Annotated in this window: 22 protein-coding genes; 9 read left to right on the forward strand and 13 right to left on the reverse strand. The window is 63.0% G+C overall.

All coding sequences use genetic code 11. The annotated features are described in order from the left end of the window. Positions 1–15: 15 nt before the first annotated feature. The 3 genes from GSQ88_RS33495 to GSQ88_RS33505 all read left to right on the forward strand — a co-directional run bounded on the left by GSQ88_RS33495 (position 16) and on the right by GSQ88_RS33505 (position 3,112). A complete protein-coding gene (locus GSQ88_RS33495; protein ID WP_159012519.1) occupies positions 16–810 on the forward strand; it encodes an SDR family oxidoreductase in 795 nt (264 codons plus the stop codon). Between the two features lie 79 nt (positions 811–889). Continuing rightward, positions 890–1,420, forward strand: coding sequence for a hypothetical protein (locus GSQ88_RS33500; protein ID WP_159012520.1), 531 nt, complete (start codon positions 890–892; stop codon positions 1,418–1,420). A 339-nt stretch (positions 1,421–1,759) separates the two neighbouring features. Continuing rightward, entirely contained in the window at positions 1,760–3,112 is a 1,353-nt protein-coding gene (locus GSQ88_RS33505; RefSeq protein ID WP_159012521.1) for a nucleobase:cation symporter-2 family protein, read from the forward strand. Here the strand turns inward: GSQ88_RS33505 and GSQ88_RS33510 are convergent, their stop codons facing one another. Then, positions 3,113–3,574, reverse strand: coding sequence for a MarR family winged helix-turn-helix transcriptional regulator (locus tag GSQ88_RS33510; protein ID WP_159012522.1), 462 nt, complete (start codon positions 3,572–3,574; stop codon positions 3,113–3,115). Between the two features lie 163 nt (positions 3,575–3,737). Here GSQ88_RS33510 and GSQ88_RS33515 point away from each other — a divergent pair, with 163 nt between their 5' ends. Then, positions 3,738–4,484, forward strand: a complete 747-nt coding sequence (locus tag GSQ88_RS33515) for an SDR family NAD(P)-dependent oxidoreductase (protein ID WP_159012791.1) — start codon at positions 3,738–3,740, stop codon at positions 4,482–4,484. Between the two features lie 194 nt (positions 4,485–4,678). Here GSQ88_RS33515 and mdlC read toward each other — a convergent pair whose 3' ends face one another. From mdlC to GSQ88_RS33535, 4 genes are all read right to left on the reverse strand, one after another. Further along, a complete protein-coding gene (mdlC, locus tag GSQ88_RS33520; protein ID WP_159012523.1) occupies positions 4,679–6,298 on the reverse strand; it encodes a benzoylformate decarboxylase in 1,620 nt (539 codons plus the stop codon). A gap of 114 nt (positions 6,299–6,412) precedes the next feature. Beyond that, positions 6,413–7,267: an HTD2 family dehydratase gene (locus GSQ88_RS33525; protein ID WP_159012524.1), complete on the reverse strand. Its 855-nt coding sequence runs from the start codon at positions 7,265–7,267 to the stop codon at positions 6,413–6,415. A 5-nt stretch (positions 7,268–7,272) separates the two neighbouring features. Beyond that, entirely contained in the window at positions 7,273–8,385 is a 1,113-nt protein-coding gene (locus tag GSQ88_RS33530) for a CaiB/BaiF CoA transferase family protein (protein ID WP_159012525.1), read from the reverse strand. 26 nt (positions 8,386–8,411) lie between these two features. Then, positions 8,412–9,575, reverse strand: coding sequence for an acyl-CoA dehydrogenase family protein (locus GSQ88_RS33535; RefSeq protein WP_159012526.1), 1,164 nt, complete (start codon positions 9,573–9,575; stop codon positions 8,412–8,414). Between the two features lie 123 nt (positions 9,576–9,698). Here GSQ88_RS33535 and GSQ88_RS33540 point away from each other — a divergent pair, with 123 nt between their 5' ends. Next, positions 9,699–10,622, forward strand: coding sequence for a LysR family transcriptional regulator (locus tag GSQ88_RS33540; protein ID WP_159012527.1), 924 nt, complete (start codon positions 9,699–9,701; stop codon positions 10,620–10,622). 216 nt (positions 10,623–10,838) lie between these two features. On the opposite strand, the gene GSQ88_RS33545 is transcribed toward GSQ88_RS33540, so the two are convergent. The 4 genes from GSQ88_RS33545 to GSQ88_RS33560 form a co-directional block, all read right to left on the reverse strand. Beyond that, positions 10,839–11,432, reverse strand: coding sequence for a thiamine pyrophosphate-dependent enzyme (locus GSQ88_RS33545; protein ID WP_246785193.1), 594 nt, complete (start codon positions 11,430–11,432; stop codon positions 10,839–10,841). Further along, positions 11,432–12,001: a thiamine pyrophosphate-binding protein gene (locus tag GSQ88_RS33550; RefSeq protein ID WP_159012529.1), complete on the reverse strand. Its 570-nt coding sequence runs from the start codon at positions 11,999–12,001 to the stop codon at positions 11,432–11,434. The genes GSQ88_RS33545 and GSQ88_RS33550 overlap by 1 nt, the downstream gene beginning before the upstream one ends. A gap of 146 nt (positions 12,002–12,147) precedes the next feature. Further along, entirely contained in the window at positions 12,148–13,419 is a 1,272-nt protein-coding gene (locus tag GSQ88_RS33555; RefSeq protein ID WP_159012530.1) for a cytochrome P450, read from the reverse strand. A 36-nt stretch (positions 13,420–13,455) separates the two neighbouring features. Beyond that, the gene (locus GSQ88_RS33560; protein ID WP_159012531.1) at positions 13,456–14,727 is read right to left on the reverse strand and encodes a cytochrome P450; all 1,272 of its coding nucleotides are present in this window, start codon (positions 14,725–14,727) and stop codon (positions 13,456–13,458) included. Positions 14,728–15,035: 308 nt separating this feature from the next. On the opposite strand from GSQ88_RS33560, the gene GSQ88_RS33565 reads away from it, so the two are divergent. From GSQ88_RS33565 to dctA, 4 genes are all read left to right on the forward strand, one after another. Continuing rightward, entirely contained in the window at positions 15,036–16,208 is a 1,173-nt protein-coding gene (locus GSQ88_RS33565) for an isovaleryl-CoA dehydrogenase (protein ID WP_159012532.1), read from the forward strand. A 247-nt stretch (positions 16,209–16,455) separates the two neighbouring features. After that, on the forward strand, positions 16,456–17,319 hold the full coding sequence (locus GSQ88_RS33570) for an IclR family transcriptional regulator (protein ID WP_159012533.1): 864 nt from the start codon (positions 16,456–16,458) through the stop codon (positions 17,317–17,319). 29 nt (positions 17,320–17,348) lie between these two features. Continuing rightward, positions 17,349–18,515, forward strand: a complete 1,167-nt coding sequence (locus tag GSQ88_RS33575; RefSeq protein ID WP_159012534.1) for a zinc-dependent alcohol dehydrogenase — start codon at positions 17,349–17,351, stop codon at positions 18,513–18,515. A gap of 76 nt (positions 18,516–18,591) precedes the next feature. Next, positions 18,592–19,989 (forward strand): C4-dicarboxylate transporter DctA, encoded by a 1,398-nt coding sequence (gene dctA / locus GSQ88_RS33580; RefSeq protein ID WP_159012535.1) that lies wholly within the window; start codon positions 18,592–18,594, stop codon positions 19,987–19,989. A 314-nt stretch (positions 19,990–20,303) separates the two neighbouring features. On the opposite strand, the gene GSQ88_RS33585 is transcribed toward dctA, so the two are convergent. The 4 genes from GSQ88_RS33585 to GSQ88_RS33600 form a co-directional block, all read right to left on the reverse strand. After that, positions 20,304–21,890 carry a DHA2 family efflux MFS transporter permease subunit gene (locus GSQ88_RS33585; RefSeq protein ID WP_159012536.1) on the reverse strand — a complete coding sequence of 529 codons (1,587 nt, stop codon included), beginning with the start codon at positions 21,888–21,890 and terminating at the stop codon, positions 20,304–20,306. 15 nt (positions 21,891–21,905) lie between these two features. Beyond that, positions 21,906–23,180, reverse strand: a complete 1,275-nt coding sequence (locus GSQ88_RS33590; RefSeq protein WP_159012537.1) for an HlyD family secretion protein — start codon at positions 23,178–23,180, stop codon at positions 21,906–21,908. 256 nt (positions 23,181–23,436) lie between these two features. Further along, positions 23,437–24,249 (reverse strand): DUF2927 domain-containing protein, encoded by an 813-nt coding sequence (locus GSQ88_RS33595; protein WP_159012538.1) that lies wholly within the window; start codon positions 24,247–24,249, stop codon positions 23,437–23,439. 131 nt (positions 24,250–24,380) lie between these two features. Beyond that, a complete protein-coding gene (locus tag GSQ88_RS33600; RefSeq protein ID WP_159012539.1) occupies positions 24,381–24,947 on the reverse strand; it encodes a L,D-transpeptidase in 567 nt (188 codons plus the stop codon). Between the last annotated feature and the right edge of the window lie 232 nt (positions 24,948–25,179).

The raw sequence follows: 25,179 nt of genomic DNA on the forward strand, positions 1-25,179 counted from the left end.
CCAGGGAGCGTGACGATGCAGGTCGCCGGTAAAGTCGTGGTCGTGACCGGAGGTGGCAATGGCATCGGCAAGGCGCTGTGCGAAGCCTTCCATCGCGCCGGCGCGGCCAAGGTGGTGGTGGTCGATATCGATCCCGACGGCGCGCGCGCCGTTGCCACGCCGATCGGTGGCGCCGCCTTCAAATGCGATGTCGGGAAGGAGAAGGATGTCCTTCACGTCATCGAGGAAACCGAACATCAGTTTGGCCCGATTGCGCTGTTCTGCTCCAACGCGGGCATCGGCGGCGGCTTCGATCCGATGTCGGTCAATGCCGGGGGCAGCTCCGACGAACCCTGGTCGCGCAGTTGGGCCGTTCATGTCATGGCGCATGTCTATGCCGCGCGGCATCTGATCCCGCGCATGAAGGCACGCGGCGGCGGCTATTTCCTCAACACCATCTCGGCGGCGGGGCTGTTGTCGCAGGTCGGCAGCCCGGCCTATTCCACGACAAAACACGCCGCGGTCGGATTTGCCGAGAACCTCGCGATCTCCCACCGCGCCGACGGCATCAAGGTGTCGATCCTGTGCCCGCAGGGCGTCGACACCAACATGCTCCGGTCTATCCCAAAGGGCCCGCAATCCGGCGACGGCGATCTGACGCCGGAACAGGTCGCGCAAGACGTGTTGGCGGGGCTGGAGCAGGAGACATTTGTCATTTTGCCGCACCCGCAAGTGCTTGGCTATATGCGCAAGAAGACCGAAAACTACGATCGCTGGATCGCCGGCATGGCGAAGATCCAGGCCAAGATGCGCGAAGCCTACGGGAAGTGAATGAAGATAGCGGGCATCAGTGAAGAACATTCCAAAACAGCCGCTCCCTCAATCGCGTTCAAACTGACAACCTGAAGCCATGCGATACTCGATCCACGGCGATTCGCTCGATTCGAAGAAGGCGCGCATCTTGATCAATGCGCTGATCGATTGTGCCAAAGTGGGCGCCAGGATGAGCTTCTCTCTCAATAAAATGCTCTGCGGGATCTCGCTTTATCTGGAATGCGGAAGTTTCAGCCGGGAGAACTGGCGAACGTACCCCCGCGTCAGTGACGCCGCCAAAGTGGTGCGCGACTCCGGCGAAAAATACTGGAAGAAGGACGTCACATTCGAGCACGTGCGCCCCATCAGCGTGATGTATCAAATGCTGTTGGACGAGAGAAGTACCATGACCCTCGAACGCGCCGCCTTGATCATTGGCGAATACCCGCCGGTCTTGATAACGATGGCGGAAGAACTCCTGATGTCGCAACTCGGGTTCAAGCATGGCGGTAAGCCTGAACTTCGATACGCCCATATTCCGATGACCGGCTTCACGCTGCGGTCAGAAGCGGCGCCGCCTAAAAAAGGTGGCTCGCGCAAACCCGTCAAGGTTTCAGATAAGGCCTGACGCGAGAACGTGCGGCCATCCTTCGAGACGCGGCCAAGAAGCCGCTCCTCAGGATGAGGCTCGTAACCTCCGTCATCCTGAGGAGGCGCGAAGCGCCGTCTCGAAGGATGGCCGCGCGCACGGCGCTGAACAACATCCTTCGAGGCTCGCAAGAGCTCGCACCTCTGGATGACGGTGACGGTCGAGATAGCTTCACAGGCTCTCAGGATGAGGCTGCGAGCTAATCCGCGAGCCGGCATCGGGTAGAAGCATTTTTGTGCAACGTCAGCTAATAACATGGGCATGCAAAGGAGCAAAACTGCATGCAATATGAAAATATTGCACGCATGGAGAGCTCCGATGACGACGTCTGTCCATCCTGTCGACGAAATGTTGCCCCTGCCAAAGCTGTTTGCCCTCGGCCTCCAGCATGTGCTGGTGATGTACGCCAATGCGGTCGCGGTGCCGTTGATCCTGGGCGGGGCGTTGCACCTGCCAAAGGACCAGATCGCGATGCTCATCAACGCCGACCTGTTCGCCTGCGGAATTGCGACGCTGATCCAGACCATCGGTTTTGGTCCTTTTGGCATTCGCCTGCCCATCATCATGGGCGTCACCGCGGTGGCGATCTCGCCGATGCTGGCCATGGCGGCGATGCCCGGCGTCGGCCTGACCGGGATCTATGGCGCCGTTCTCGTCGGCGGCATCTTCGGGCTTTGCGTCGCCCCGTTCGTCAGACATGTCCTCAGGTTCTTTCCTGCCGTGGTGACCGGAACCATCATCACCATGATCGGCGTGGTGCTGATGCGGGTCGGCGTTAACTGGGCCGGCGGCGGCGCGGCATCGGCGGATTTCGGCGCCGCGGGTTATCTGCTGATCGCCGCATTGGTGCTGGCCGTCATTCTGACCGTCATCAAATTCGCCAGCGGTTTCCTGCAGAACATGGCCGTGCTGATTGGAATCACGGTCGGCTATCTCGTCACCATCGCGCTCGGCTGGACTGATTTTTCCGGCATTCAAAACGAGCCGCTGGTCCGGATCGTTTTGCCGCTGCAATTCGGGTTCCCGGAATTCTATCTGATCCCCTGCCTGACCATGTGCCTCGTCATGACCATCGTCTTCATCGAGGCGACCGGAATGTTTCTCGCGCTCGGCGCCATGACCGGCCGCAAGGTCGAACCCCAGGACGTCAAGCGCGGCCTCCGCGCCGACTCGCTCGGCACCATCATCGGGGCCGTGTTCAACACGTTTCCCTATGTGTCGTATTCGCAGAACATCGGCCTGGTCGGCGTCACCGGCGTCTACAGCCGCTGGGTCTGCGTGGCCGGCGGCGTCATCATGCTGGTGCTGGGCCTTATTCCCAAACTCGCCTTTATCGTCGCGTCGGTGCCGCAATGCGTGCTCGGCGGAGCCGGCTTCATCATGTTCGGCATGGTGGCGGCGACCGGCATCAAGATCCTGGCGGGTGTGGACTACGCCGGTCAGCGCAATAACGTGCTTGTCGTCGCGATCTCGATCGGCTTTGGCCTGATCCCGATCGTGTCGCCGACCTTCTTCCACGTCTTCCCGGACACGTTGAAGCCGATCTTCGGCGACGGCATCATCCTGACGTCGATCACGGCCGTGTTGCTCAATGCCTTTTTCAACAAGACCAGCAGCGAACAAGCCGAAGCCGATACCCTGCTCGCCGCGCACGCGGCGGAACATATCTAGCTACGCTGCTTCGGCCTCGGTGACGCGCGCTGCCGCCAGCGCGCGGGCATAGATCATCAGTCCCTGGCGCACCAGCTTGCGCTCGGCCTCGGGCAGCCGCGCGAGCGCGTCGGAAACTTGCCGCCGGCCGAAATCATGAAGCGCGGCAAGGGTGCGCCGTCCCTTTGAAGTCAGCGACAGCGGCTTGATCCGGGCGTCGTCCGCATCGGACGTCTCTTTCAGTTCGCCGCATTCGATCAGCTTTCGAACCATCCGGCTGACGCTGGATTTCTCCAGGTGCAGCAATTCGGCCAGTTGACCCGAGGTCATCGGCCCGCTGGTGCCGATCTCGAGGATGGAATGAACGGCCGACGGTGGATAATCGGTCGCGGCCAGCGTCTGCTGCATGAAGCCGAACTCGCGGACCATCTGCCGGGAAGCGGCGCGAATATCGTCGATCAGGGGCAGCTCTGCGGAAAGCATCGATTGACTCCAATGAAATAGTTGTACCATACAACTATATGGCGGGCAAGCAGCGCGGCCCGTGGGAGCTGGAGGATTCCAGGAGTTGCGCGGCTTCCAGGAGTTGGGTGTCATGAGCGAGACATTGGTGGCGGACAGGCCTCGGAATACGGGCATGGGCCGGATGACCGGAAAGGTCTGTTTAGTCACGGGCGGCGGCAGCGGCATTGGCCGGGCATCCGCCCTCAAGATGGCCGAAGAGGGCGCCGCGGCGGTCGTGATCGCGGGCCGGCGTGAGGCGGAGATTGAAGCGGCCGCCGCCGAATGCCGAACGCTCGGCGCGCAGGCGCTGGCGGTCCGCACCGACGTCACGCAAGAGGATGAGGTCGCGCGTCTGGTCGGGACGACGGTCGCGCATTACGGCAGGCTCGATGCCGCGTTCAACAATGCCGGTTTCCAGGAACGGCGCGCCCCGCTCGAGGCGCAGCACAATTCCGTCTATGACGAGGTATTCGATAGCAATGTGCGTTCGGTCTTCCTGTGCCTTCGGCATCAACTGCCGGTAATGTTCGCGCAGGGGCAGGGCCGGATCGTCATCAACGCATCGGTGAGCGGCGTCCGGAATCCGAATCCTGGCCTGTCGCTCTACTCGGCTTCGAAGGCGGCGGTGATGTCGTTGATGCGCTCGGCGGCGATGGAGGCGGCGCCGCGCGGTGTCGGCATCAACGCGATCGCGCCGGGCCGCGTCGTCACCGACATGATGCTGCGTTCAGGCGTGGGCGACATGTCGAGTGTCGCGGCAGGGCTGCCGCTGCGACGGATGGGCGAGCCTACGGAAGTCGCCGAAGCCGTGATCTGGCTGCTCTCCGGCGCCGCATCCTACGTGGTCGGCCATGTGCTGGCCGCGGACGGGGGCTTTCTGGCTTCATGAAAAACGATACCTCATGGTGAGGAGGCGCAGAAGCCATCATCCCCGACGTCATCCTGAGGTGCGAGCTCTTGCGAGCCTCGAAGGATGGCCGCGGGCACTACGCTGAACACCATCCTTCGAGGCGCGCCAAAGATGGTGCGCACCTCAGGATGACGGCGGAGATAGCTTCACATCCCTTCAAGATGATGCCACCGCTAACTCTTGTGCGCGTAAAGCAGCGGCACCGCCGAATCCACCATCACTTCGATCAGGCTGGTGCCTTCAAACGCGAGCCCGCGTTTGAGCGCACCCGCAAGCTCCGACGATTGGCTGACCCGCACGGCGTCGCATCCCATGCCTTGCGCGATCGCGACGAAGTCGATGCCGGGCAAATCGAGGCCGGGCACATTGCGCACCTGCATCACCTGGCTGAACGAGCGCATCGCGCCATAGCCTGAATTGTTGATCACCACCACCGTCAGCGGCAGCTTGCGTTGGGCGGCAGTCCACAGCGCCTGGATCGAATACATCGCCGAACCATCACCAATCAGGCACACGGTCCTGATCCCGGGACGGCCGAGCGCGGTGCCGACCGCGGCCGGCAGCCCAAATCCGAGGCCGCCGCTCGCCATGGTGCAAAAGCTGTCCTGGCCGCGCATCGGCATGAACTTTTGCATCGCCGGACGATGCGATGGGGCTTCCTCCACCAGCACGGCGTCATCCGGCATCGCGATCGAGAGCGCATGCAGCAGATATTCAACCGGGATAGGTTCGGCGGCTTGCGGCGCGGGCGGCAGCGCCCGACCCGTCGGCACCGCGCGTTTTGTATCGGGCAGCAAATCGATCAGCATCGCCAGCGCCGGCTTCATGGTGGCGATGATGCTGGTGCCGTGCGGCGTGACCGCCGCGGCAGTCGGGTCGTCGGTGATCTGGAACAGCGCGGTCGCGCCGTCGAAGATCTCGGCATGGCCCTCGACGTGAAACGTGAACACCGGCGCGCCGATCACCACCACCACGTCATGGTCGCGCAGCGCGCTGGATAATTGTCCTGGCGAAGCATGCAGGAAGCCCGCGAATTGCGGGTGCCGCTCCGGAAACGAACACCGCGCCGAGAACGGACTGACCCACACCGCGGCCTTGGCCTTCTCCGCGACGCGGACCGCGAGGTCGACCGCCTGCGCGCGATCGACCGCGGGGCCGATCACAAGCGCGGGGCGTTGGCTGCTGGCAAGTGCTGCGACCAGCGCCTGCATCGCGCTCGCATCAGGGCCGAGCTCGCGGCTCACGTTACGGGCTTCGACCGGCTGGGTCTGGTGGGTCCAGTCATCGATCGGGACCGAAACGAAGGTCGGTCCACAGGGCGGCTGCATCGCCACGTAATAAGCACGCGCGATCGCGGTCGGCACATCCTCGGGCCGCGCCGGCTCGACGCTGAATTTGACGTAAGGCCGCGGAAATTCAGAGGCGCGCTCGGCATACAGAAACGCCTGCAGCGGCATGATGCTGCGGGCCTGCTGGCCCGCCGTGATCACCAGCGGGGTCTGGTTGCGATAGGCGTTATAGATGTTGCCGAGCGCGTTGCCGACGCCGGCTGCGGAATGCAGGTTGACGAAACTGGCGTTGCGGGTTGCTTGCGCGTAGCCATCGGCCATCCCGATCACGGCGGCCTCCTGCAAGCCCAGCACATAGTCGATGTCGTCGGGCCAGTCGCTCAGGAACGGCAATTCGGTCGAGCCGGGATTGCCGAACACTTTCCGGATGCCGAACGCGCGGAGCAGGTCGAGCGTGGCGTGCTTGACGGTGGTGGCGGTGGGTTTTGTTGGTGTGCGGGACATCGCGGTATGACCTTGTGCTCCACGTCATTGCGAGGAGCGAAGCGACGAAGCAATCCATGGGCCCAAAAGCAAGACTGGATTGCTTCGCTTCGCTCGCAATGACGATCTAGTAACTCACCAATTCGCGGTGCCCTTCATGGTCGGCTGGCCCTCGGCGTTGGCAATCCACAGCTCCATGCCGTTATCCGTCGCGGTGGCGTTGATCGAGAATTCGCTGCCCTCGAACAACGGTTGCACGCCGCGATAGCTGAGCTTCCTTGGTGGCTGTCCGCCATGAAGTTTCGCCGCCAGTTCGACGATGAAACTCGCCTGCAGCGGGCCGTGGAAGATCAAACCGGGATAGCCCTCGACCTTGGTGACATAGTCGCGGTCGTAATGGATGCGGTGGCCGTTAAAGGTCAGCGCCGAATACCGAAACAGCAGCACCGGATCGGATACGTGCTTCTCCTGATGTTGCGCCACCGGCTGCGGTGGCGGCGATTTGGCGGGCGCGGCCTGTGCCGGGCCTGAGACGTCACGGTAGACGATGTCCTGCCGCTCGCGGATCGCCAGGCCGCGCGACGTCGTCACTTCGTGCTGCACCGAGACAAAACACAACACGCCGGTCGAGCCGGTCTTCATGGTGACGTCGGAAATCCGCGAAGTACGCTTTGCGACGTCGCCGACGCGAAGCGCATCGACGAATTCCAGTTCGCCGCCGGCCCACATCCGGCGCGGCAGCGGTACCGGCGGCAGGAAACCGCCGCGGGTGGGATGGCCGTCGGGGCCCAGTTCCGACATCGGATAGACCGGCTGCCCGAGGCACCAATGGGTGGTGAAGGGCGCAGCATCACCCGGCTTCGGCTCGCCGATCTCCTGAAACAAGGTCGCGCGCAAGCCCTTTGTCAGTTGCGCGGTGACGATGTCGGAAACCTCATTGGTACGGCCGATCCATTGCCGCAAATGATCGAGGTCGAGCGTTTCAGCCATGGCGGTCAGGTCCGGTCTTTCGATGTGTCGGGACGCTCGCCGATACCCGGCACGGCGCCGTAATGCCGGGGGTCGCCGACCGAAATGGCCGCCGGCGCCGGATAGCTCACCACGCCGTTCGGCGTGTCGACCTCGATGCGGCGCAAATGCGGATGCACGGCGAGGTCGGCCATGCTGTTCACCTCGGCAAACGCGATGTCGGAATCGGACAGCCGCTTCAGCAGCTCATCACGGGTCAGCGTGGCAAAGCTGTCACCGACGGTTTGGTCGGTCAGCGCCCGGTTGCGAACGCGCTCGACCATGTTGGAAAACCGGAGATCGTTCGGCAGATCGGGCTGATCCAGCACCTCGGCGCAGAGCTTCTTCCATTCGCGCTCGCTCTGGATCGAAATCAGGATGTCCTTGCCGTCCTTGGAGCGAAACACGCCGTAGGGTGCGATCGAGGGATGCGCGAGCCCCATACGCTTCGGCGGATTGCCGGCTTCGGCGTTCAACAGGGGTACCGTGAGCCAGTCGGCCATCACGTCGAACATCGAAATCCGGATATCGGCGCCCTTGCCGCTGCGGCCGCGTCCGATCAGGGCTTCGAGGATCGCGGCATGCGCGGTGGCGCCGGTGGCGACATCGACGATCGAGACGCCGACGCGGGAGGGTCCGTCCGGACCGCCGGTGATCGAGGCGAGGCCGCTTTCGGCCTGGATCAAGAGGTCATAGGCCTTGCGGTCGGCATAGGGGCCGTCATCGCCATAGCCCGAGATGGTGCAGCAGATCAGCGCCGGGTAATCCGTGGTCAGACGCTGCAGCGAGAAGCCGAGCTTGTCCATCGAGCCGGGCTTGAGGTTCTGCAACAGCACGTCGGCGCCCGCAATCAGTTGTTCGAGCTGCTGGCGGCCTTCCTTGGTCGCAAGGTCGATCACCACGGAATCCTTGCCGCGGTTGAGCCAGACGAAATAGCTCGACTGTCCCTTGGCCGCGGCATCATAGCCGCGGGCAAAATCGCCTTCGGGTCGCTCGACCTTGACGACATGGGCGCCGGCATCGGCCAGGCGCGAACTGCAAAACGGGGCTGCGACCGCCTGTTCAACGGCGATGACGGTTATTCCCTGGAGCGGAAGCATCTTTTGTTCTCAGCAAGAGCTAATTTTCAATAGGAGCGCGGCATGCCCAGCACATGCTCGGCGACGAACGACAGGATGAGATTGGTCGAAATCGGCGCCACCTGATAGAGCCGCGTTTCGCGGAACTTGCGCTCGACGTCATATTCTTCCGCGAAGCCGAAGCCGCCATGGGTTTGCACGCAGGCATTGGCCGCTTCCCAGGAGGCATCGGCTGCCAGCATCTTGGCCATGTTGGCCTCGGCGCCGCAGTCCAGGCCGGCCTCGTATTTGCGCGTCGCTTCCTTGACCATCAGTTCGGCCGCGCGCATCGACGCATAGGCCTTGGCAATCGGAAACTGCACGCCCTGATTCTGTCCGATCGGGCGGCCGAACACCAGGCGTTCGTTCGCATAGGCGGTGGCCTTGGCGATGAACCATTTGGCGTCGCCGATGCACTCCGACGCAATCAGGATGCGCTCGGTATTCATGCCGGAGAGGATGTAGCGAAACCCCCTGCCTTCCTCGCCGATCAAATTTTCCGCCGGCACCTTCATGTCGGTGAAGAACACTTCCGTCGTCGAGTGGTTCATCATGGTTCGGATCGGTCGGATCTCGAGCCCATTGTTCCTGGCCTGCCGCATATCGACCAGGAACACCGACAGGCCGTCGGTGCGTTTCTGCGACTGCTCCTTCGGCGTGGTGCGCGCGAGCAGGATCATCAGGTCGGAATATTCGGCGCGGCTGGTCCAGATCTTCTGGCCGTTGACGATGTAGTGGTCGCCGTCGCGCTTGGCGAAAGTCTTCAGCGAGGAGGTGTCGGTGCCGCTGCTCGGCTCGGTGACGCCGAAGGCCTGCAGCCGCAGATCGCCGCTGGCGACTTTCGGCAGCCATTTCGCTTTCTGCGCATCGCTGCCATGCCGCAGCAGCGTGCCCATCGTGTACATCTGCGCGTGACAGGCGCCGGCGTTGCAGCCCGCGCGGTGGATCTCTTCGAGGATGGCGGTCGCCGCCGACAATTTCAGGCCGGCGCCGTCATATTCTTCCGGGATCAGCACCGAGAGATAGCCGGCCTTGGTCAGCGCATCGACGAAGGCACTGGGATAGGCCATCTCGCGATCGAGCTTGCGCCAATATTCGCCGGGGAATTGCGCGCACAGCTTGGCAACGGCGTCGCGGATATCGGCGTGGTCGTCCTGTTCGATGTCGGTCATTCGAAATTATCCGCGGCCGCGATGCATGGATGATTGCAGGTCTGCGTGGTGTTGTGGAACCACCGCCAACTCCCTATGCTGAATTGTTATAGCGTATGAACCTGCATTCCAAGATTGACAAGTATGGATTTCCGCCAGCTCAGGACCTTCAGTTGCGTAGCAGAGCTCGGGAGCCTCAGCAAAGCCTCGGATACGCTGCGCGTGGCGCAGCCCGCGCTCAGCCGCCAGATCAAGCTGCTCGAGCATGAATTGCGCGCCGAGCTGTTTACCCGCAACGGCCGCGGCATGGTGCTGACCGAGGCCGGGCGCCTGTTGCTGTCGCGGACCGCCGGTATCGTCAGGCAGATCGACCAGATCCGTGACGACATTCAGTCGTCCGGCGGCGCGCCGTCGGGGCGGGTGGTGCTGGGCCTCGTTCCGACCGTGAGTTGCGTGATTTCGGCGCGGCTGGCGCGGCGCACCGTCGAAAGCTACCCGGGCATTTCGCTCTGCATCGTCGAGAGCTACAGCGGACATCTGATCGAATGGCTGCACCGTGGCGAGATGGACCTTGCGGTGATCTACGGGCCGGCGGTCGATCTGCATCTGACCGTTCACGGCCTCGGCCGCGACAACATCGTGGCGGTGGGGCCGCGCGGCAGCGGACTGGCGCAGAAGAAGCGGGTGGATATCGGCTGGCTGTTGCGACAGCGGCTGGTTCTGCCAAGTCATTCGCATGGACTCCGGGCGCTGATCGAACGTGCGGCGGCAAAGAGAAAATCCAAACTCAATGTCCAGATCGAAGCGGATTCGTTTCGGGTTCTGACCAGCCTCGTCGAGGAGGGGCTGGGATACACGTTGTTGCCGCCGTCTTCGGTGCGCCATGAAGTCGCCGAAGGCCGGCTGGAAACTGCCGCGATCTCCAAACCGGCGCCGATGCGCGAGCTTGCGATTGCATCCCCCATCGACCATCCGGGCTCCAACGCGATCACGCTCATGACCAGCCTGCTCCGCGACGAGATCAACGCCTGCCGTGAAGAAGGCCTGTGGGACATCAAGCTCGCGTGAAGCTGGTGACCTCATCCCGAGAGGCTGCGAAGCTTTCTCGGACGTCATCCTGAGGAGCGGCGTCTTCGCCGCGTCTCGAAGGATGATGTTCAGCTCGGTGCGTGCGGCCATCCTTCGAGGCTCGCAAGAGCTCGCACCTCAGGATGACGTCCGAGAAACCTTCACAGGCTCTTAGGATGACGTCGAAATAGCTCCTCTCAGGATGAGGGAGGAGCACTACGTCACCGCAAGGCCGAGGTTTTCCCGGAAACGGTTCTTCAAATAGACGCCATCGCGCGGCGGCAGCACCCGCTCGACATGGCCCGAGGCGATGCGGACGATCGCAAGCCTCGGTCCGTCCTTGATGTTGTGCAGTTCGCCCCGGAATTCCGCGACGCCCTTGAGGTCGGTGATCTCGGTGACCTCGCGGATGCCGGCGCCGCTGGCGATCAGATCGAGCCTGGCGCCCAATCCCGAATGGCTGATCTGCATTCCGGTTTCGCCGAAATGGCCGTTGTCGAGCACGACGATCGAAAGGTTTGTGCATTTGTGCGCGGCAATGGTCAAAAGGCTGCCGATGCCCATCAGTTGCTCGCCGTCCCCGGTGATCACGGCGACGGGCCGTTGCGGGCGTGCCAGCGCGATGCCGAGGCCGACCATCGCCGCACCTCCCATCGCGCCCCACAAATAGAAATTGGCCGGGTGGTCGCCGGCGTCGAACACGTCGTAGGACGACGATCCGAGACCGCTGACGACCAGGAGGTCGCCACGGTCGGCGAGCAAGGTCTGCACCGCCTGCCGGCGATCGAGCGAGCCGAAATTCCGTGCCATTATCGGGTCTCCGTCCATTTCTTGCGGCCGAGCATGCGCTGCGAAATCAGCACCGCGACCTGCTGATCGCTTTCGTAGGCCAATGAGGCGGCCGCCGAGACGACTTCTGCGGCGTCTTCGGGACGCTCCAGCCGCAACACGGTCACGCCCATAATTTCGAAGGCTTGCGGCGTGGCCTTGCCCATCGGGATTTGCCACGGATTGAACTCGGCCCATTCGCCGCGCATCGTCACCAGCGTGAGCAAGGGAATGCGGCAGCTCGCCAACAGCGACAGCATGTTCACGCAATTGCCGACGCCGCTCGACTGCATCAAGAGCGCCGCGCGATCGCCGCCGAGCCAGGCGCCCGCGCTCAGCGCGACGCCTTCCTCTTCCGTGGTCAGGACCGTGGTCTTGATGGCGCCGTCGCCATGCGACAGCTCGATCAGCCGGGAGTGGCCGGCATCCGGGACATATGAAATCTGCGAAACGCCAAACGCTTTCAGCGTCCGGTAGATGTCCAGCGGCCAATCCGGGCCGGTCGTCGCGGCTTCCTTGGTCGCACTTTCGGTTGTCGCGCTATCGTCCATCACGGCCTCGATTTTGGAAGCGCGCCTGACGCGCTCCGTTGATCAAAGCCTTAGAACGAAAAGCGGCAACCCGGGCTTCTCATCTGGTTCAAGCAGCCATGCCGCAATTCTATAGGGCGGCCCGGCTGCCGGATCGAGGGGTAGGCCTAGCTGATGCGGACCGGCAGGGACTCGTAGCCCTTCACGAAGCTCGAATAGACCCGCTTCGGCTCGCCGACCACCTCGATCTTGTCGAACCGCTTGAGCATCTCCTGCCAGACGATCTTGAGCTGCAACTCGGCGAGCCGCATGCCGACGCAGCGATGGATGCCGAAACCGAACGACAGATGGGTGCGCGGCCGGGCACGATCGATGATGAAGTCGTTGGGGTTCTCGATCATCTCTTCGTCGCGATTGCCCGAGACGTACCACATCACCACCCGATCGCCCTTGCGGATGGTCTTGCCGCCGACTTCGGTGTCGACCAGCGCGGTGCGGCGCATATGGGCCAGCGGCGTTTGCCAGCGAATGACTTCCGGCACCATGGTGTCGATCAGGTCGGGGTTGTCGCGCAGCTTCTGGTATTGATCCGGATTTTCGTTCAGCGCCAGCACCGATCCGCTCATGGTGTTGCGGGTGGTGTCGTTGCCGCCGACCATCAGCAGGATGATATTCCCCATCAGATTGTCGGAATCCATGTGCCGCGTCGCGTCACTATGGGCCATCATCGAGATCAGGTCGTTGCGCAGCGGGGCGTTGACGCGTTCGTTCCAGAGACCGCCGAAACAGGCTGCGCACTCGTCGAGTTCTCGGCGCCGCTGCTCCATCGATTCCACGATCCCGCTCTTCGGCAGCGCGGTCGATATATCGGACCAGCGCGTCAGCTTGCGGCGCTCCTCCCATGGAAAATCGAACAGGGTCGCCAGCATCTGGGTGGTCAGTTCGATCGAGACACGGTCGACAAAGTCAAATGTCTCGTTACGCGGCAAGGCGTCGAGCACCTTGCCGGAACGTTCGCGGATCAGCACCGCGAGCTGGTCGAGATGCGTTGGCGTGAACATCGGCGACACGGTCTTGCGCTGGGCGGAGTGTTGCGGCTGATCCATCGCGATGAAGCTCGGCTGGTCGAATCCCGGAGGGGCGTCGCGGATCGAGATGCCGCCGAGCGAGACGTCGGAGGAAAAGATGCCGTGGTTGGTGTCGACATGCATGATGTCGTTGTATTTGGTCACCGACCAATAGGGCTCGATCCGGGAGTTGGTGCAGTAATGCACCGGCTCTTCCTTGCGCAGCCGTTCGAACCAGGGCCACAGCGTGTCGTCCTGGAACAGCCGTGGTGCGCCGGGATGAAAATCCTTCAGCGGCGTCGAATAGGCTTCCTCGCGCGCCAGGCGCTGACGCTCGGCCTTGTCGGTTTTAATCGTGGTCTGGATGTTCATAATCGATCGATTCCTCAAAGTTCCATCGGCCGCTGGTCAGCCGGCGATCCGTACCGGCAGGGTTTCGTAACCCTTGACGAAGCTCGAATATACCCGCTTCGGCTCGCCGACCACCTCGATGTTACCGAACCGCTTGAGGATTTCTTCCCAGATGATCTTCAGTTGCAGCTCCGCCAGCCGCAGCCCGACGCAACGGTGGATGCCGAAGCCGAACGAGATGTGGGTGCGCGGCCGGGCGCGATCGATGATGAACTCGTAGGGGCGGTCGATCGCCTCTTCGTCGCGGTTGCCCGAGACGTACCACATCACCACCTTGTCGCCTTTTTTGATCTGCTTGCCGCGGAATTCGAAATCGGACAATGCGGTGCGGCGCATATGCGCCAATGGCGTCTGCCAGCGGATCACCTCCGGCACGAAGCTGTCGATCAGGTCCGGATTGGCGCGTAGCCTGGCATATTGGTCCGGATGCTGGTTCAGCGCATAGAGGCTGCCCGACAGCGTGTTGCGGGTGGTGTCGTTGCCACCGACGATCAACAGCACCAGATTGCCGAGGAAATTATTCGGGTCCATGTCGCGCGTGGCGTCGCTATGCGCCATCATCGACAGCAGATCGCTCTTCGGCGGCTGGTTGATGCGGTCCTTCCAGAGCCTGCCGAAGTAAGTCGCGCATTCCCGCAATTCGGCCTGCCGCTCTTCTTCGGTCGCGACCAGGCCATCCGGACCCGGAAGCGTGGTGGCGACGTCCGACCAGCGCGTCAGCTTGCGGCGATCTTCCCACGGGAAGTCGAACAGCACCGCGAGCATCTGCGTGGTCAGTTCGATCGAGACCTGATCGACCCAGTCGAATATTTCGCCTTTCGGCAGGTTGTCGAGGCATTCGGCCGAACGCTGGCGGATGTTGATCGCGAGCTGGTCGAGATGCGTCGGCGTGAACATCGGCGCCACGGTCTTGCGCTGCGCGCCATGCCGCGGCTGGTCCATCGCGATGAAACTCTCGCGGCGAAAATCCGTCGGCGCGTCGCGCACCGTGATGCCACCGAGCGAAGCCGCCGACGAGAACACCGAATGATTGGTCTCGATCTCCATGATGTCGTTGTATTTGGTCACCGACCAATACGGCCCGAACATCGAGTCCTTGCAGTAATGCACCGGCTCTTCCCGGCGCAGCCGGTCGAAATACGGCCAGAACGTATCGGTCTTGAACAGCTCCGGGTTGGCGACATCGAACGCTTCAAGCGGAAGCGACTGCGCCTGCTCGCGCGCGGCCCTTTGATGGGGCAAGCCGGCGAGATCGATTGTTCCGTGCATCGGGCGTCTCCTGGTGGTGTTGTCCCCGCCGTGGTTGGTTCCGGAGGGTGATTTGGTGCGAATTACATCCCGTTGCGCCGCCAAGGGCAAGGCCCGTCGTCGCCCGTCCGGACCCGTCACCGGCGGTCAAACGCCCTGGAATACTGGATACTCCGCCGCGGATTGGCGTGGCCCCGCGCCGCCAATCCGGGGCCCTTCTCAGGCCCGGCGGCCCATGACAAGCTGTCTGACAAGCTTGTTTGCCAAGCCTGTTGGCAGCGCATAAGGCTGTGCGCAACCAAGCCAATATTTCGGAGGCCGCCCCGACCATGATCCCCAATGCGCATCGGATGTTCAATTTCGATCTCGGCGAGACCGCCGACGCGATCCGCGAAACCGTGCAGAGCTTTTCGCAGAAGGAGATCGCGCCGCGCGCCGCTGAAATCGACAAGAGCAATCAGTTTCCGCGCGACCTTTGGCCCAAGATCGGCGCGCTCGGCCTGCATGGGATCACCGTCGAGGAGGAATATGGCGGCGCCGGGCTCGGTTATCTCGAGCATTGCCTCGCGGTGGAAGAGATTTCGCGGGCGTCGGCGGCGGTCGGCCTGTCCTATGGCGCGCATTCAAATCTGTGCGTCAACCAGATCCGCCGCAACGGCAACGAGGCGCAGAAGCGCAAATATCTCCCAAAACTGATTTCCGGCGAGCATGTCGGATCGCTGGCGATGTCGGAGCCCAATTCCGGCTCCGACGTGGTGTCGATGGCGACCCGCGCCGACAAGAAGGGCGACCGTTACGTCCTCAACGGCAGCAAGATGTGGATCACCAACGGCCCGGTCGCCGACACCCTCGTGGTCTATGCTAGGACCGATCCGTCCGCCGGACCGCGCGGCCTCACCGCCTTCATCATCGAAAAGGGCATCAAGGGATTTTCCACCGCGCAAAAACTCGACAAGCTCGGCATGCGCGGCTCCGACACCTGCGAACTGGTGTTCGACAATTGCGAAGTACCGGAAGAGAACGTGCTGAGCGAGGTCGGCCGTGGCGTCAATGTGCTGATGTCGGGCCTCGATTACGAGCGCGCGGTGCTGGCCGCGGGTCCGCTCGGCATCATGCAGGCCTGCATGGATGTGGTGCTGCCCTATGTGCATGAGCGCAAGCAGTTCGGCCAGCCGATCGGCACCTTCCAACTGGTGCAGGGCAAGATCGCCGACATGTACACCACGATGAACGCCTCGCGTGCCTATGTCTATGCGGTGGCCAAAGCCTGCGACCGCGGCGAGACCACCCGCGAGGATGCCGCCGGCGCCATTCTCTACGCCTCCGAGAAGGCGACGCAATGCGCGCTCGATGCCATCCAGTTGCTCGGCGGCAACGGCTATATCAACGACTATCCGACCGGACGCCTGCTGCGCGACGCCAAGCTGTACGAGATCGGCGCCGGCACGAGCGAAATCCGCCGCATGCTGATCGGACGGGAACTGTTCGACAAGACCGCGTGACGCAAGCCGATCGCGCTTTCGAGCGCGGCTTGTATCGGATTTTCACTTCCTCTCGTTGGTTGCGAGCGGCGGAACGTCAACGGTCCGCCGCCGGGGCTTTGCGTCGCCCGTACCACGGCGAAGGCCATTCCATGATTTTCACCTAATAAAAAATCGATCTGCAATGTGAAAATTCATTTGATTAACCCGGCCGGATACCGCTCAATCCAGCCAACAAGCAAGAACCGACAACGCGCGGAGCGCGCCGATGGATCTCAGCGTCGAGGAAACGCACAGCGTGATGCCGGCTCGCCCGCCGATGGGGCGGGACAAGGGCGGCATCCAGGCGCTCGATCGCGCCTTTCTGATCCTCGATATCATCGCCGACGCCGGCGGCGAGGCGAAGCTCACCGAGATCAGCGGGCGCGCCGGCCTGCACGTCTCGACCTGCCATCATCTGATTTCGACGTTGTGCAATTGGGGCTATGTCGCCCGCGGCGTCGGCAGCAAGAGCTATGTGCTGGGCTCGCGCATCCTCTATCTCAGCGCGGCGTGCCTGCGTCAGGTCGATCTGCCGCGGCGCGCGCAGGACTATATCGACCGGCTCAACGACCAGACCCGCGAAGCGGTGCAACTCGCGATCATGCAGGATACCAGCCTCGTCAATGTGCTGCGGCGCGACGCGCGGCATGCGGTGCGGGTCGGCGGCGGGCTCGGCGGCGAATCCAACGCGGCGCACGCCACCGCCACCGGCAAGGCGATCCTGGCCTGGCTGCCGCCGCGCGAACTGGACCGCATCATTGCCGATAAGGGACTGACCGCGTTCACGGCTCATACCATCGTCGACAGGGACGAACTGAAAGAGCAGCTACGGCTGGTCCGGCGCAACGGCTTTGCGATCGATCGCGAGGAGTTCCAACTCGGCGTCGTTTGCATTGGCGCTGCGATCCGCGACCACGCCGGTGCGGTGGTCGGATCGATCAGCGTGTCGGCGCCGCTGTTCCGGGCCACAACCGATTATCTCGATCAGATCAAGCTGCATCTGATCGCCGCGACCGATGAATTGTCGATGGAGCTCGGCGCGCCGGGCGCCACCCTTCGCGGATCGGTCAAGAAAGAAATCGCAAAATAGTTCACGCCATCAGCCTCGAGGAGCGAGCCATGTACAAGCATGACCATGTCAGGACGTCGGCGAATGTTCCGGTCCCGGAGACCATGCGCGCCTGGGTGTTGGGCGATCCCGACCAGTTGACGCTGACCACCAAGCCGGTGCCGGTTCCGAAGCGGGCGGAAGTGCTAGTGCGGATCGACGCGGTAGCGATCTGCGCCACGGATCTGGAGATCATTCACCACGGGCCGCCGGCGATGATCCAGGGCGGTCTGCCCTACAACAAGAATTTCACGCCGGGCCATGAATATATGGGCACGGTGGCCGCCCTCGGACCCGGCGTCGACGAATACCGGATCGGCGAACGCGTCACCGTGGAAATTCACGCCGGCTGCGGCCAGTGCAAGCGCTGCCGCGAGGGCATGTACACAGCCTGCCACAACTACGGCCTGAACTACGGCGACGTCGACAAGGGCCACCGCGCCAACGGCTTCACCACCGATGGCGGCTTCGCCGAATATGCCATCAATCATGTCAACACCCTGGTGCGGGTGTCGGATGCGATGTCGGACGAGGAGGCCACCCTGGTGGTGACCGCCGGCACCGCGATGTACGGGCTGACCGAACTCGGCGGCCTCGTCGCCGGTGAAAGCGTGGTGGTGACCGGTCCGGGTCCGATCGGGCTGCTCGGCGTCGCGGTGGCCAAGGCGCTCGGCGCCCATCCGGTGATCCTGACCGGCACCCGCGACAACCGCCTCAAGATCGGGCTCGAACTCGGCGCCGATCACGTCATCAATGCCAAGGCGGAAGATCCGGTCGCCGCGGTCAGGCGGCTCAACGGCGGCAAGGGCGTCGACTATGTCGTCGAATGCTCGGGCGCGCCCGATGCGGTCAACGAAGCCGCGCGTATGGTCAATCGCGGCGGCAAGATCTGCCTCGCCGCGTTCCCGCACGAGCCGGCCCTGGTCGACATCGCCTATCTGGTGCGCAACAACATCTATGTGTTCGGCATTCGCGGCGAGGGCAAGAGCGCCACCCATCGCGCCGAGGCGTTCATGGCGCAGAAGCGTTTTGACGCCACCAAAGTCCACACCCACACCTTCGCGCTGGAAGATCTCCCCACCGCGCTGCGTTACGCCCGCGAGCGCATCGAGGACGCCATCAAGGTCGTGGTCAAAACCCACGGCCATGCGGCGATAAACAGCGTCGCCGCCGAATAGCCTGACAAAACTCGCACCTGCCGCAAAGTGCCGTAAGTCATAAGCCATCGGTGAATGGCGGACGGGAGACAGCACCATGTCAGCGATCGATGCCAACCGCGCGGCGTCCGAAATCCCGCTGAGCCGGACGCCGCTGGCGAAAGTCGCGGCGGCCCACACGCCGTTTTATCGCAAGCTCTATTTGCAGGTGCTGGTGGCGATCGCGATCGGCGCTGGGCTGGGGTATTGCTATCCGGAATTTTCGGCGTCGCTCAAGCCGTATGGCGACGCTTTTGTGCGCGCGATCAAGGTCGTGGTCGCGCCGATCATCTTCACCACCATCGTGGTCGGCATCGCCCGGATGGGCGATCTCCGTCGTATCGCCGATGTCGGCATCAAGGCGCTGGTCTATTTCGAGGTCGCCTCCACGCTGGCGCTGATCATCGGCATGATCGTGGGCAATGTCTGGAAGGTCGGCCTCGGTCTCAACGCCGATCCGGCAGCGTTCGACACCAAGGCGGTCGAGGCCTACGCCAAGGTCGCCAGGGACATCACGCTGTCGGACTTCTTCCTGTCGATGATCCCGACCTCCTTTGTCGAGCCTTTCGTCAAGGGCGACATCATGCCGGTGCTGTTCATCGCCGTGCTGCTCGGGCTTGCGCTGGTGCTGGCCGGCCCGCGCGGCAAGCCGATGGTCGCATTGCTTGATTCTGCGTCGGTCGCGTTGTTCGGCATGGTGCGGATCATCATGATTTTCGCGCCGATCGCAGCGCTCTGCGCGATGGCGTTCACGGTCGGAAAATACGGGCTGCGGACGCTGCTCGACCTCGGCCAGTTGGTTGCGTCGGTCTACGTCGTCAGCATTCTGTTCGTGGTCCTGGTGCTCGGCGCTTTGCTGCGCATCTGCGGCTTTCGCATCGTCCGCGTGCTGAATTACTTCAAGGACGAGATCCTGTTCGTGTTCGCCGCGACTTCCGCGGAGACCATGATGCCGCGATCGATGCAGAAGCTGGAAAAGATCGGCGTCTCCAGGGAAGTCGTCGGCCTGGTGATGCCGGGCGGATTTTCCTTCAACATGGACGGCACCGCGATCTACATGACCATGGCGGTATTGTTCCTGGCCCACGCCTTCAATGTCGAACTATCGATCGGGCGTCAGCTCGCGGTGCTGTTCGTGATGCTGTTTACCTCGAAGGGCGCGGCCGGCGTCACCGGCGGCGGCTTCATCGCGCTGGCCGCGACATTGCCGGTGGTGGATGCGGTGCCGGTGGCCGGCATCGCGCTGCTGCTCGGGGTCGACCGCTTCATGGCCGAGATCCGCGCCGCCACCAACCTGACATCGAACATCATCGCGACCCTGGTGGTCGGACGCTGGGTCGGCGCGGTCGACATGGCCACAGCTGAGCGCGAATTGCAGGCGGGCTTTGTCGAAACCGACGAGACCCGGGCCTGGGAGTTGCATGACGACGAGCCGGTGCCCGTGGCAAGGAGATGACGGCTGCCCGACGCGCACGCCGCCATCATCCGGCCGTCATCCTGAGGTGCTCGCCGTCTTCGGCGAGCCTCGAAGGATGGCCGCACGCACGGCGGTGAACACCATCCTTCGAGGCGCGCAAGTGCGCGCACCTCAGGATGACGCCTTCTGTTGCGCGTCATTGCGAGCAGCCTCTTGCGACGACCTGTCCGCCGTACCCGTTTGGCGAAGGCGGAAGCAATCCGGCTCCTCCCTCGCGGCCGATGGATTGCTTCGCTGGCGCTCGCAATGACGACGTCGAGACGCTTTCGCCACGCTATCAACGCTCAACCCGCTCAATGCGCCGGCTTCGCGCCGGCGCTGCGGTTGACCGAGCGCAGCGTCAGGGCCAGCGGCACCATCACCGCGGCGATCAATCCCAGCGCAACGAACACGTCGATATAGGCGAGGATCGTCACTTGGCTCTGAACCAATTGACCGACCACCGCGGCGCTGGTTCCGGACGGGCTGCCGGTGGCCGTGCGGCCGTTGAGGTAACTTTGGATGCGGCCCAGGCTGTCGTTATAGAAGGGATTCCACGAGCCGATGTGCTCGACCAGGCGACTTTGATGAAACTGCTCGCGTCTCGCCAGCACGGTCTGGCTCAGCGCCACCCCCATCGACCCGCCGAAATTTCGCGCCAGGTTAATCAGCGCCGAAGCCTGGTCGGTCTTCGCAGGCGAAATGCCGTCATAGGACGCGGTCGTGATCGGAATGAACACCAGCGGCAGGCCGATGCCGAGATAGATGCGGGACCAGGCGAAGTACCAGAAGTCGGCGTCGGTGGTCATCCGCAGCAGGTCGACCATGGCGTAGCATGCGATCGCGCCGCCCGCCGCGATCAGATAGCGCGGCTGGACGAACCCAAGCCGGCCCACCACCACCATCATCACCATCGTCACCGCGCCGCCCGGCGAGATCGCGAGCCCGGCCAGCGTCGCGGTGTAGCCGAATTCCTCCTGCAGCAGTTGCGGCAGGATCTGCGTGGTGGCGATCAACAACGCGCCTGTCACCAGCATGATGAGGAAGCAGGTGCCGAACTGGCGGCCGGTCAGCATCTTGATGTCGATCAGCGGCTGCGGCCGATTCAACTCCCACGGAATGAACAGCAACATCGAGGTGGCGGAAATCGCCGCGAAGGTCACGATGAACGGCGAACTGAACCAGTCGTCGATCTGGCCGCGGTCGAGTACGACCTCGAGGCCGCCGAGGAATGTCGCGATGAGCAGGAAGCCGACGAAGTCGAAGTTCAGCCCCTTGGCCCAGAGCTGTGCACGCTCCTTCGCCTTTTCCGGCGAGCTGGGAATGATCAGATAGATCAGCACGACAGAGATCATTCCGATCGGCACGTTGATGAGAAAGCACCAGTGCCAGGACAGATTGTCGCTCAGCCAGCCGCCGAGCGTCGGCCCGACGGCAGGTGCGACGACCACCGCGATGCCGTAGAGCGCAAATCCCTGGCTGCGCTTCGCGGGCGGGAAGGCCGCCGCCAGTATAGACTGCGCCACCGGCGTCATGCCGCCGCCGGCGAGGCCCTGCATTACGCGGAAGACCAGCAACGCCTGCAGATTCCAGGCAAAGCCGCACAGCAGCGAGCTCACCGTGAACAAGGTGATGCAGACCAGAAAGAAGTTCTTGCGCCCGAACATTTGCGCGATCCAGCCACTGGCGCAGAGCACGATCGAATTGGCGACCAGATAGGTCGTGATCACCCAGGAGGCTTCGTCGCTGCTGACGGCCAGTCCGCCGGATATGTAACGCAGCGCCACGTTGGCGATGGTGGTGTCGAGCACCTCCATGAAGGTCGCGACCGCAACCAGGACCGCGATGAGCCAGGGATTGGCGTTGCCGTATTCGCCCTTATCGGCTGTTGTGTCGGGCATCGGCCGCGATCCCGCTCAGGGACGCACGGTGACGGTCGGCACCACCGACATGCCGGGTCCCAGTTCGACTTCAGGACGCTTGTCGAACGTAATCTTGACCGGGACGCGCTGCACCACTTTCACATAATTTCCGGTGGCGTTTTCCGCCGGCAACAGGCTGAAGGCGGTGCCGCTGCCGGCCTGAACGCTGTCGACCCGGCCGGGGAACGTTCTGCCGAAGGCGTCGACGCTGATATCGACCGATTGTCCGACGCGCATGTCGCGAAGTTGAGATTCCTTGAAATTGGCCGTGACCCAGATATCCGTCGGCACGACGACCATGATCGACTGTCCGGGTGCGGCCAGTGCACCGACGGCGGCGGTCAGCTTGGTGACACGGCCATCGACGGTGGCGCGCAGCTCGGTGCGCTGCAGATCAGCGTCGGCGCGATCCTTTTGCGCCTTGGCCTGATCGAGCTGCGCCGCGGCGCCGATTTTTTGTGCGTTCAGCACGTCGATCTGACGTTCGGCGACCACCTTGGCCGCGGTCGCCGCGTCAAGCGCAGCCTGCTTGCCTGTGAAGTCGGAGGAGGCCTGTTGCGCGCGCTGAACGGTGCCGGCACCCTTCTGCACGAGGTCCTGGTATCGGGTATTTTCGTCGGTCGAGAATTTGAGCGCGGCCTGGGCTTCCGTCACCTGTTGCGTGGCCTGATCGATTTGGGCTCTCTGGGCCGCGATCTGGGCATCGATGTTTTTTGTCGACGCTTCGTCCTGGTGGATCTGTCCTTCCGCCTGATCCAGCGCGGCTTTGTAGTTGCGCGTGTCGATGGTCGCGAGCAGGTCGCCATTCCTAACGATCTGGTTGTCGGTGACATTGACGCTGATGATGTTGCCGGTGATTTGCGGGCTGACCAGCACCGACCGGCCGTCGATAAAGGCATCGTCGGTGCTTTCATAGTGCCGGGCATGAAGATACCATGCGATCCCGGCAATGAATCCTGCGACGATCAATCCAAGGCAAACGATCATCGCGATCGGATGCTTCTGAAACGCGCCCTTGATACCCTTCGGACCCTGCGCCTCGGTTTGATCGGATGCGGGATCTTTCTTCGGATCGTCGGGATTTGGTTTTCCGGTGTCGGGTCTCGGTTGCGGCTTTTCCGCCCGCAGGTCCGCGTCCTCTTGCGAAGCTTCCTTAGGCGTATCCTTGGGCGCATCCTTCGATTTCAGTTCGGATGACCTGCCGATATGCAAGACATCCTTCGAAGTCGGGGGCGGAGCACCAACGTCTGTCGGATCGGCATAACTCATGTTCGCTAACTCATTCCGTCGTCGCGACCGGCGCTTGTGCAATGCCCAAGGGTCAAGGGTCGGAAACGGACCGGCGCGGAACTTGTTCCTATTTCTGCGTCCAACGCCGAAGGAAACTTCAATTTTGAAGCTTAAATTTCGGAAGCTCGCACCCGGGCCGCGAACCAACGGCTTTCGGCGAGCAGAGTTCCTAAGGAAGAGCTCCTAAGGATCTGAGTGGATCAGTGCCGTGGCGCTCATTGGCGGCGACGTCCCCTCACTGCGGCAAATTGTTGGTCTTGGCGACCCAGGCCCGCACGTCGGTCAGCACCTCGGGCAATACCGCCTTGACCTCCTGCACGGTCATGCCGGCCTTGATGCGGGGGTCGTAGAGCAGATTGAGGATGTATTGATCGTAGACGTCGAAGAAGCCCATCGACACCTGGTCGTTGAACATGGTCCAGGGCACCGAGCTGGTGTCGTTGATCGGCCCCAGCGCCTGCAGCAGTTCCTCATAGGCGCAGTCGAGGAAGACGAAGTCGCCGCTGTCGACGGTGAGGATGACGTCGGAATGCTGGATCTCGAAGTTCTCGTTCTTGCGGAAGCCGGACAGACATTGCGGATCGAGCGAAGAGCGAATCTCCTTGGCGCGCTCGCTGCCGTAAAAATTGGTGATGGTGCGCGACAGGTCGCGGTCGCGCACCAGGTTGACGACGACATTGGCGTCGTCGCTGCTCGATGTCATCGCGATGTCGAGGTGCGCAATGCGCAAGCCGATGTCGTCGACCACCTTGGCGAGTTGCGCCTTGCGATCGGCGCGGCCCGCGCTATCGGCGAACACCCGCACCGGCATGTCGTATTTGCGGATGCGGTCGACCCGGCCCGCCAGATGATATTCGGCGCCGAACGCGGTCTTGAAAAACCCTTCGGTGATCTCGCTGTCGGTGAACGTCTTCTTTTCGGCGCGCTGACGCGAGGCGATGGCGGGAATTTCCGTGGCCGCGGTTCGGGCGACGTCGACGGTGACGACGCAGGCCAGCACGACCGCGAGTGTCCGCAACAAAGGTTGGTGCCGGAAAGATGCGCGCATTGCATCGACGCTGCCGCAATTGGCGCGCGTTCGCAAGTCTTGATCCGGCGCGGTTGCCGTCAGCAAGCCGTAGGGTGGGCACGGCGCAAGCGCGCCTTTGCCCACCCACCATGACGCGCCGATCTCTCGGATTAGTTCTTCACCACCACGGTGGCGCCGACCGAGACGCGGTTATAGAGATCGGTCACGTCGTCATTGGTCATGCGGAAGCAGCCGGACGATACCGCCTGGCCGATGGTTTCCGGCTCGTTCGAGCCGTGAATGCGATAGAGCGTCGAGCCCAGATACATCGCGCGGGCGCCGAGCGGGTTGTCGATGCCGCCGGCCATATGGCGCGGCAGGTCAGGGCGCCGGCGCAGCATCTGCGACGGCGGGGTCCAGCTCGGCCATTCCTTCTTGGCGGAGACCCTATGCACGCCGCCCCAGCGAAAACCGTCGCGGCCGACGCCGATGCCGTAGCGCAACGCCTGGCCGCCCGGCAGCACGAGATAGAGCCGGCGTTCCGCGGTAGAGATGTAAATGGTCCCCGGCGCATAACCGCTGTCGAAATTGACCAGCGTGCGCGCGATCGGGCCGGAGCCGCCGCCGCCGAAGAAACTGGGGCCGCCGCTCATGATGTCGTAGTTCTGGGCCTGCGCGTGGCCGGCACCGGCCAGCAAGGTCACCGCGGCGAACAAACAGGCAAGGGCGCGCGTCATTATTCATCCTCATGAAAAATCGACTTGCCGCGAGACAGGCCATAATCGCGCCGATTTCGCAAGCAACGAGCCCGTGAGGGCCGGGATTTTCAAATATTGCGTTAAGAGAGACACAGATGTTGTTCGTGCAACATCGAGTGCGCTTCGACTCCCCCCCCTTGCGGGGTCCGAGGCGAGCGGAGCTCGCTCTCGAGGTTGGGGGTGGGGGTCTCCAAGCACTGTGCTTGCGGCC

It is taken from the genome of Bradyrhizobium sp. S69 (assembly GCF_009766005.1).
Lineage (GTDB): Bacteria > Pseudomonadota > Alphaproteobacteria > Rhizobiales > Xanthobacteraceae > Bradyrhizobium.

Bases quoted from the DNA above. Each gene is read 5' to 3' on its own strand.
- GSQ88_RS33530 (WP_159012525.1), bottom strand. From the start codon at position 8,385: ATGCTTCCGCTCCAGGGAATAACCGTCATCGCCGTTGAACAGGCGGTC.
- GSQ88_RS33555 (WP_159012530.1), bottom strand. From the start codon at position 13,419: ATGAACATCCAGACCACGATTAAAACCGACAAGGCCGAGCGTCAGCGC.
- GSQ88_RS33510 (WP_159012522.1), bottom strand. From the start codon at position 3,574: ATGCTTTCCGCAGAGCTGCCCCTGATCGACGATATTCGCGCCGCTTCC.
- GSQ88_RS33585 (WP_159012536.1), bottom strand. From the start codon at position 21,890: ATGCCCGACACAACAGCCGATAAGGGCGAATACGGCAACGCCAATCCC.
- mdlC (WP_159012523.1), bottom strand. From the start codon at position 6,298: ATGTCCCGCACACCAACAAAACCCACCGCCACCACCGTCAAGCACGCC.
- GSQ88_RS33550 (WP_159012529.1), bottom strand. From the start codon at position 12,001: ATGGACGATAGCGCGACAACCGAAAGTGCGACCAAGGAAGCCGCGACG.
- GSQ88_RS33525 (WP_159012524.1), bottom strand. From the start codon at position 7,267: ATGGCTGAAACGCTCGACCTCGATCATTTGCGGCAATGGATCGGCCGT.
- GSQ88_RS33570 (WP_159012533.1), top strand. From the start codon at position 16,456: ATGGATCTCAGCGTCGAGGAAACGCACAGCGTGATGCCGGCTCGCCCG.
- GSQ88_RS33540 (WP_159012527.1), top strand. From the start codon at position 9,699: ATGGATTTCCGCCAGCTCAGGACCTTCAGTTGCGTAGCAGAGCTCGGG.
- GSQ88_RS33535 (WP_159012526.1), bottom strand. From the start codon at position 9,575: ATGACCGACATCGAACAGGACGACCACGCCGATATCCGCGACGCCGTT.
- GSQ88_RS33505 (WP_159012521.1), top strand. From the start codon at position 1,760: ATGACGACGTCTGTCCATCCTGTCGACGAAATGTTGCCCCTGCCAAAG.
- GSQ88_RS33575 (WP_159012534.1), top strand. From the start codon at position 17,349: ATGTACAAGCATGACCATGTCAGGACGTCGGCGAATGTTCCGGTCCCG.
- GSQ88_RS33595 (WP_159012538.1), bottom strand. From the start codon at position 24,249: ATGCGCGCATCTTTCCGGCACCAACCTTTGTTGCGGACACTCGCGGTC.
- dctA (WP_159012535.1), top strand. From the start codon at position 18,592: ATGTCAGCGATCGATGCCAACCGCGCGGCGTCCGAAATCCCGCTGAGC.
- GSQ88_RS33600 (WP_159012539.1), bottom strand. From the start codon at position 24,947: ATGACGCGCGCCCTTGCCTGTTTGTTCGCCGCGGTGACCTTGCTGGCC.
- GSQ88_RS33560 (WP_159012531.1), bottom strand. From the start codon at position 14,727: ATGCACGGAACAATCGATCTCGCCGGCTTGCCCCATCAAAGGGCCGCG.
- GSQ88_RS33515 (WP_159012791.1), top strand. From the start codon at position 3,738: ATGACCGGAAAGGTCTGTTTAGTCACGGGCGGCGGCAGCGGCATTGGC.
- GSQ88_RS33545 (WP_246785193.1), bottom strand. From the start codon at position 11,432: ATGGCACGGAATTTCGGCTCGCTCGATCGCCGGCAGGCGGTGCAGACC.
- GSQ88_RS33495 (WP_159012519.1), top strand. From the start codon at position 16: ATGCAGGTCGCCGGTAAAGTCGTGGTCGTGACCGGAGGTGGCAATGGC.
- GSQ88_RS33565 (WP_159012532.1), top strand. From the start codon at position 15,036: ATGATCCCCAATGCGCATCGGATGTTCAATTTCGATCTCGGCGAGACC.
- GSQ88_RS33590 (WP_159012537.1), bottom strand. From the start codon at position 23,180: ATGAGTTATGCCGATCCGACAGACGTTGGTGCTCCGCCCCCGACTTCG.
- GSQ88_RS33500 (WP_159012520.1), top strand. From the start codon at position 890: ATGCGATACTCGATCCACGGCGATTCGCTCGATTCGAAGAAGGCGCGC.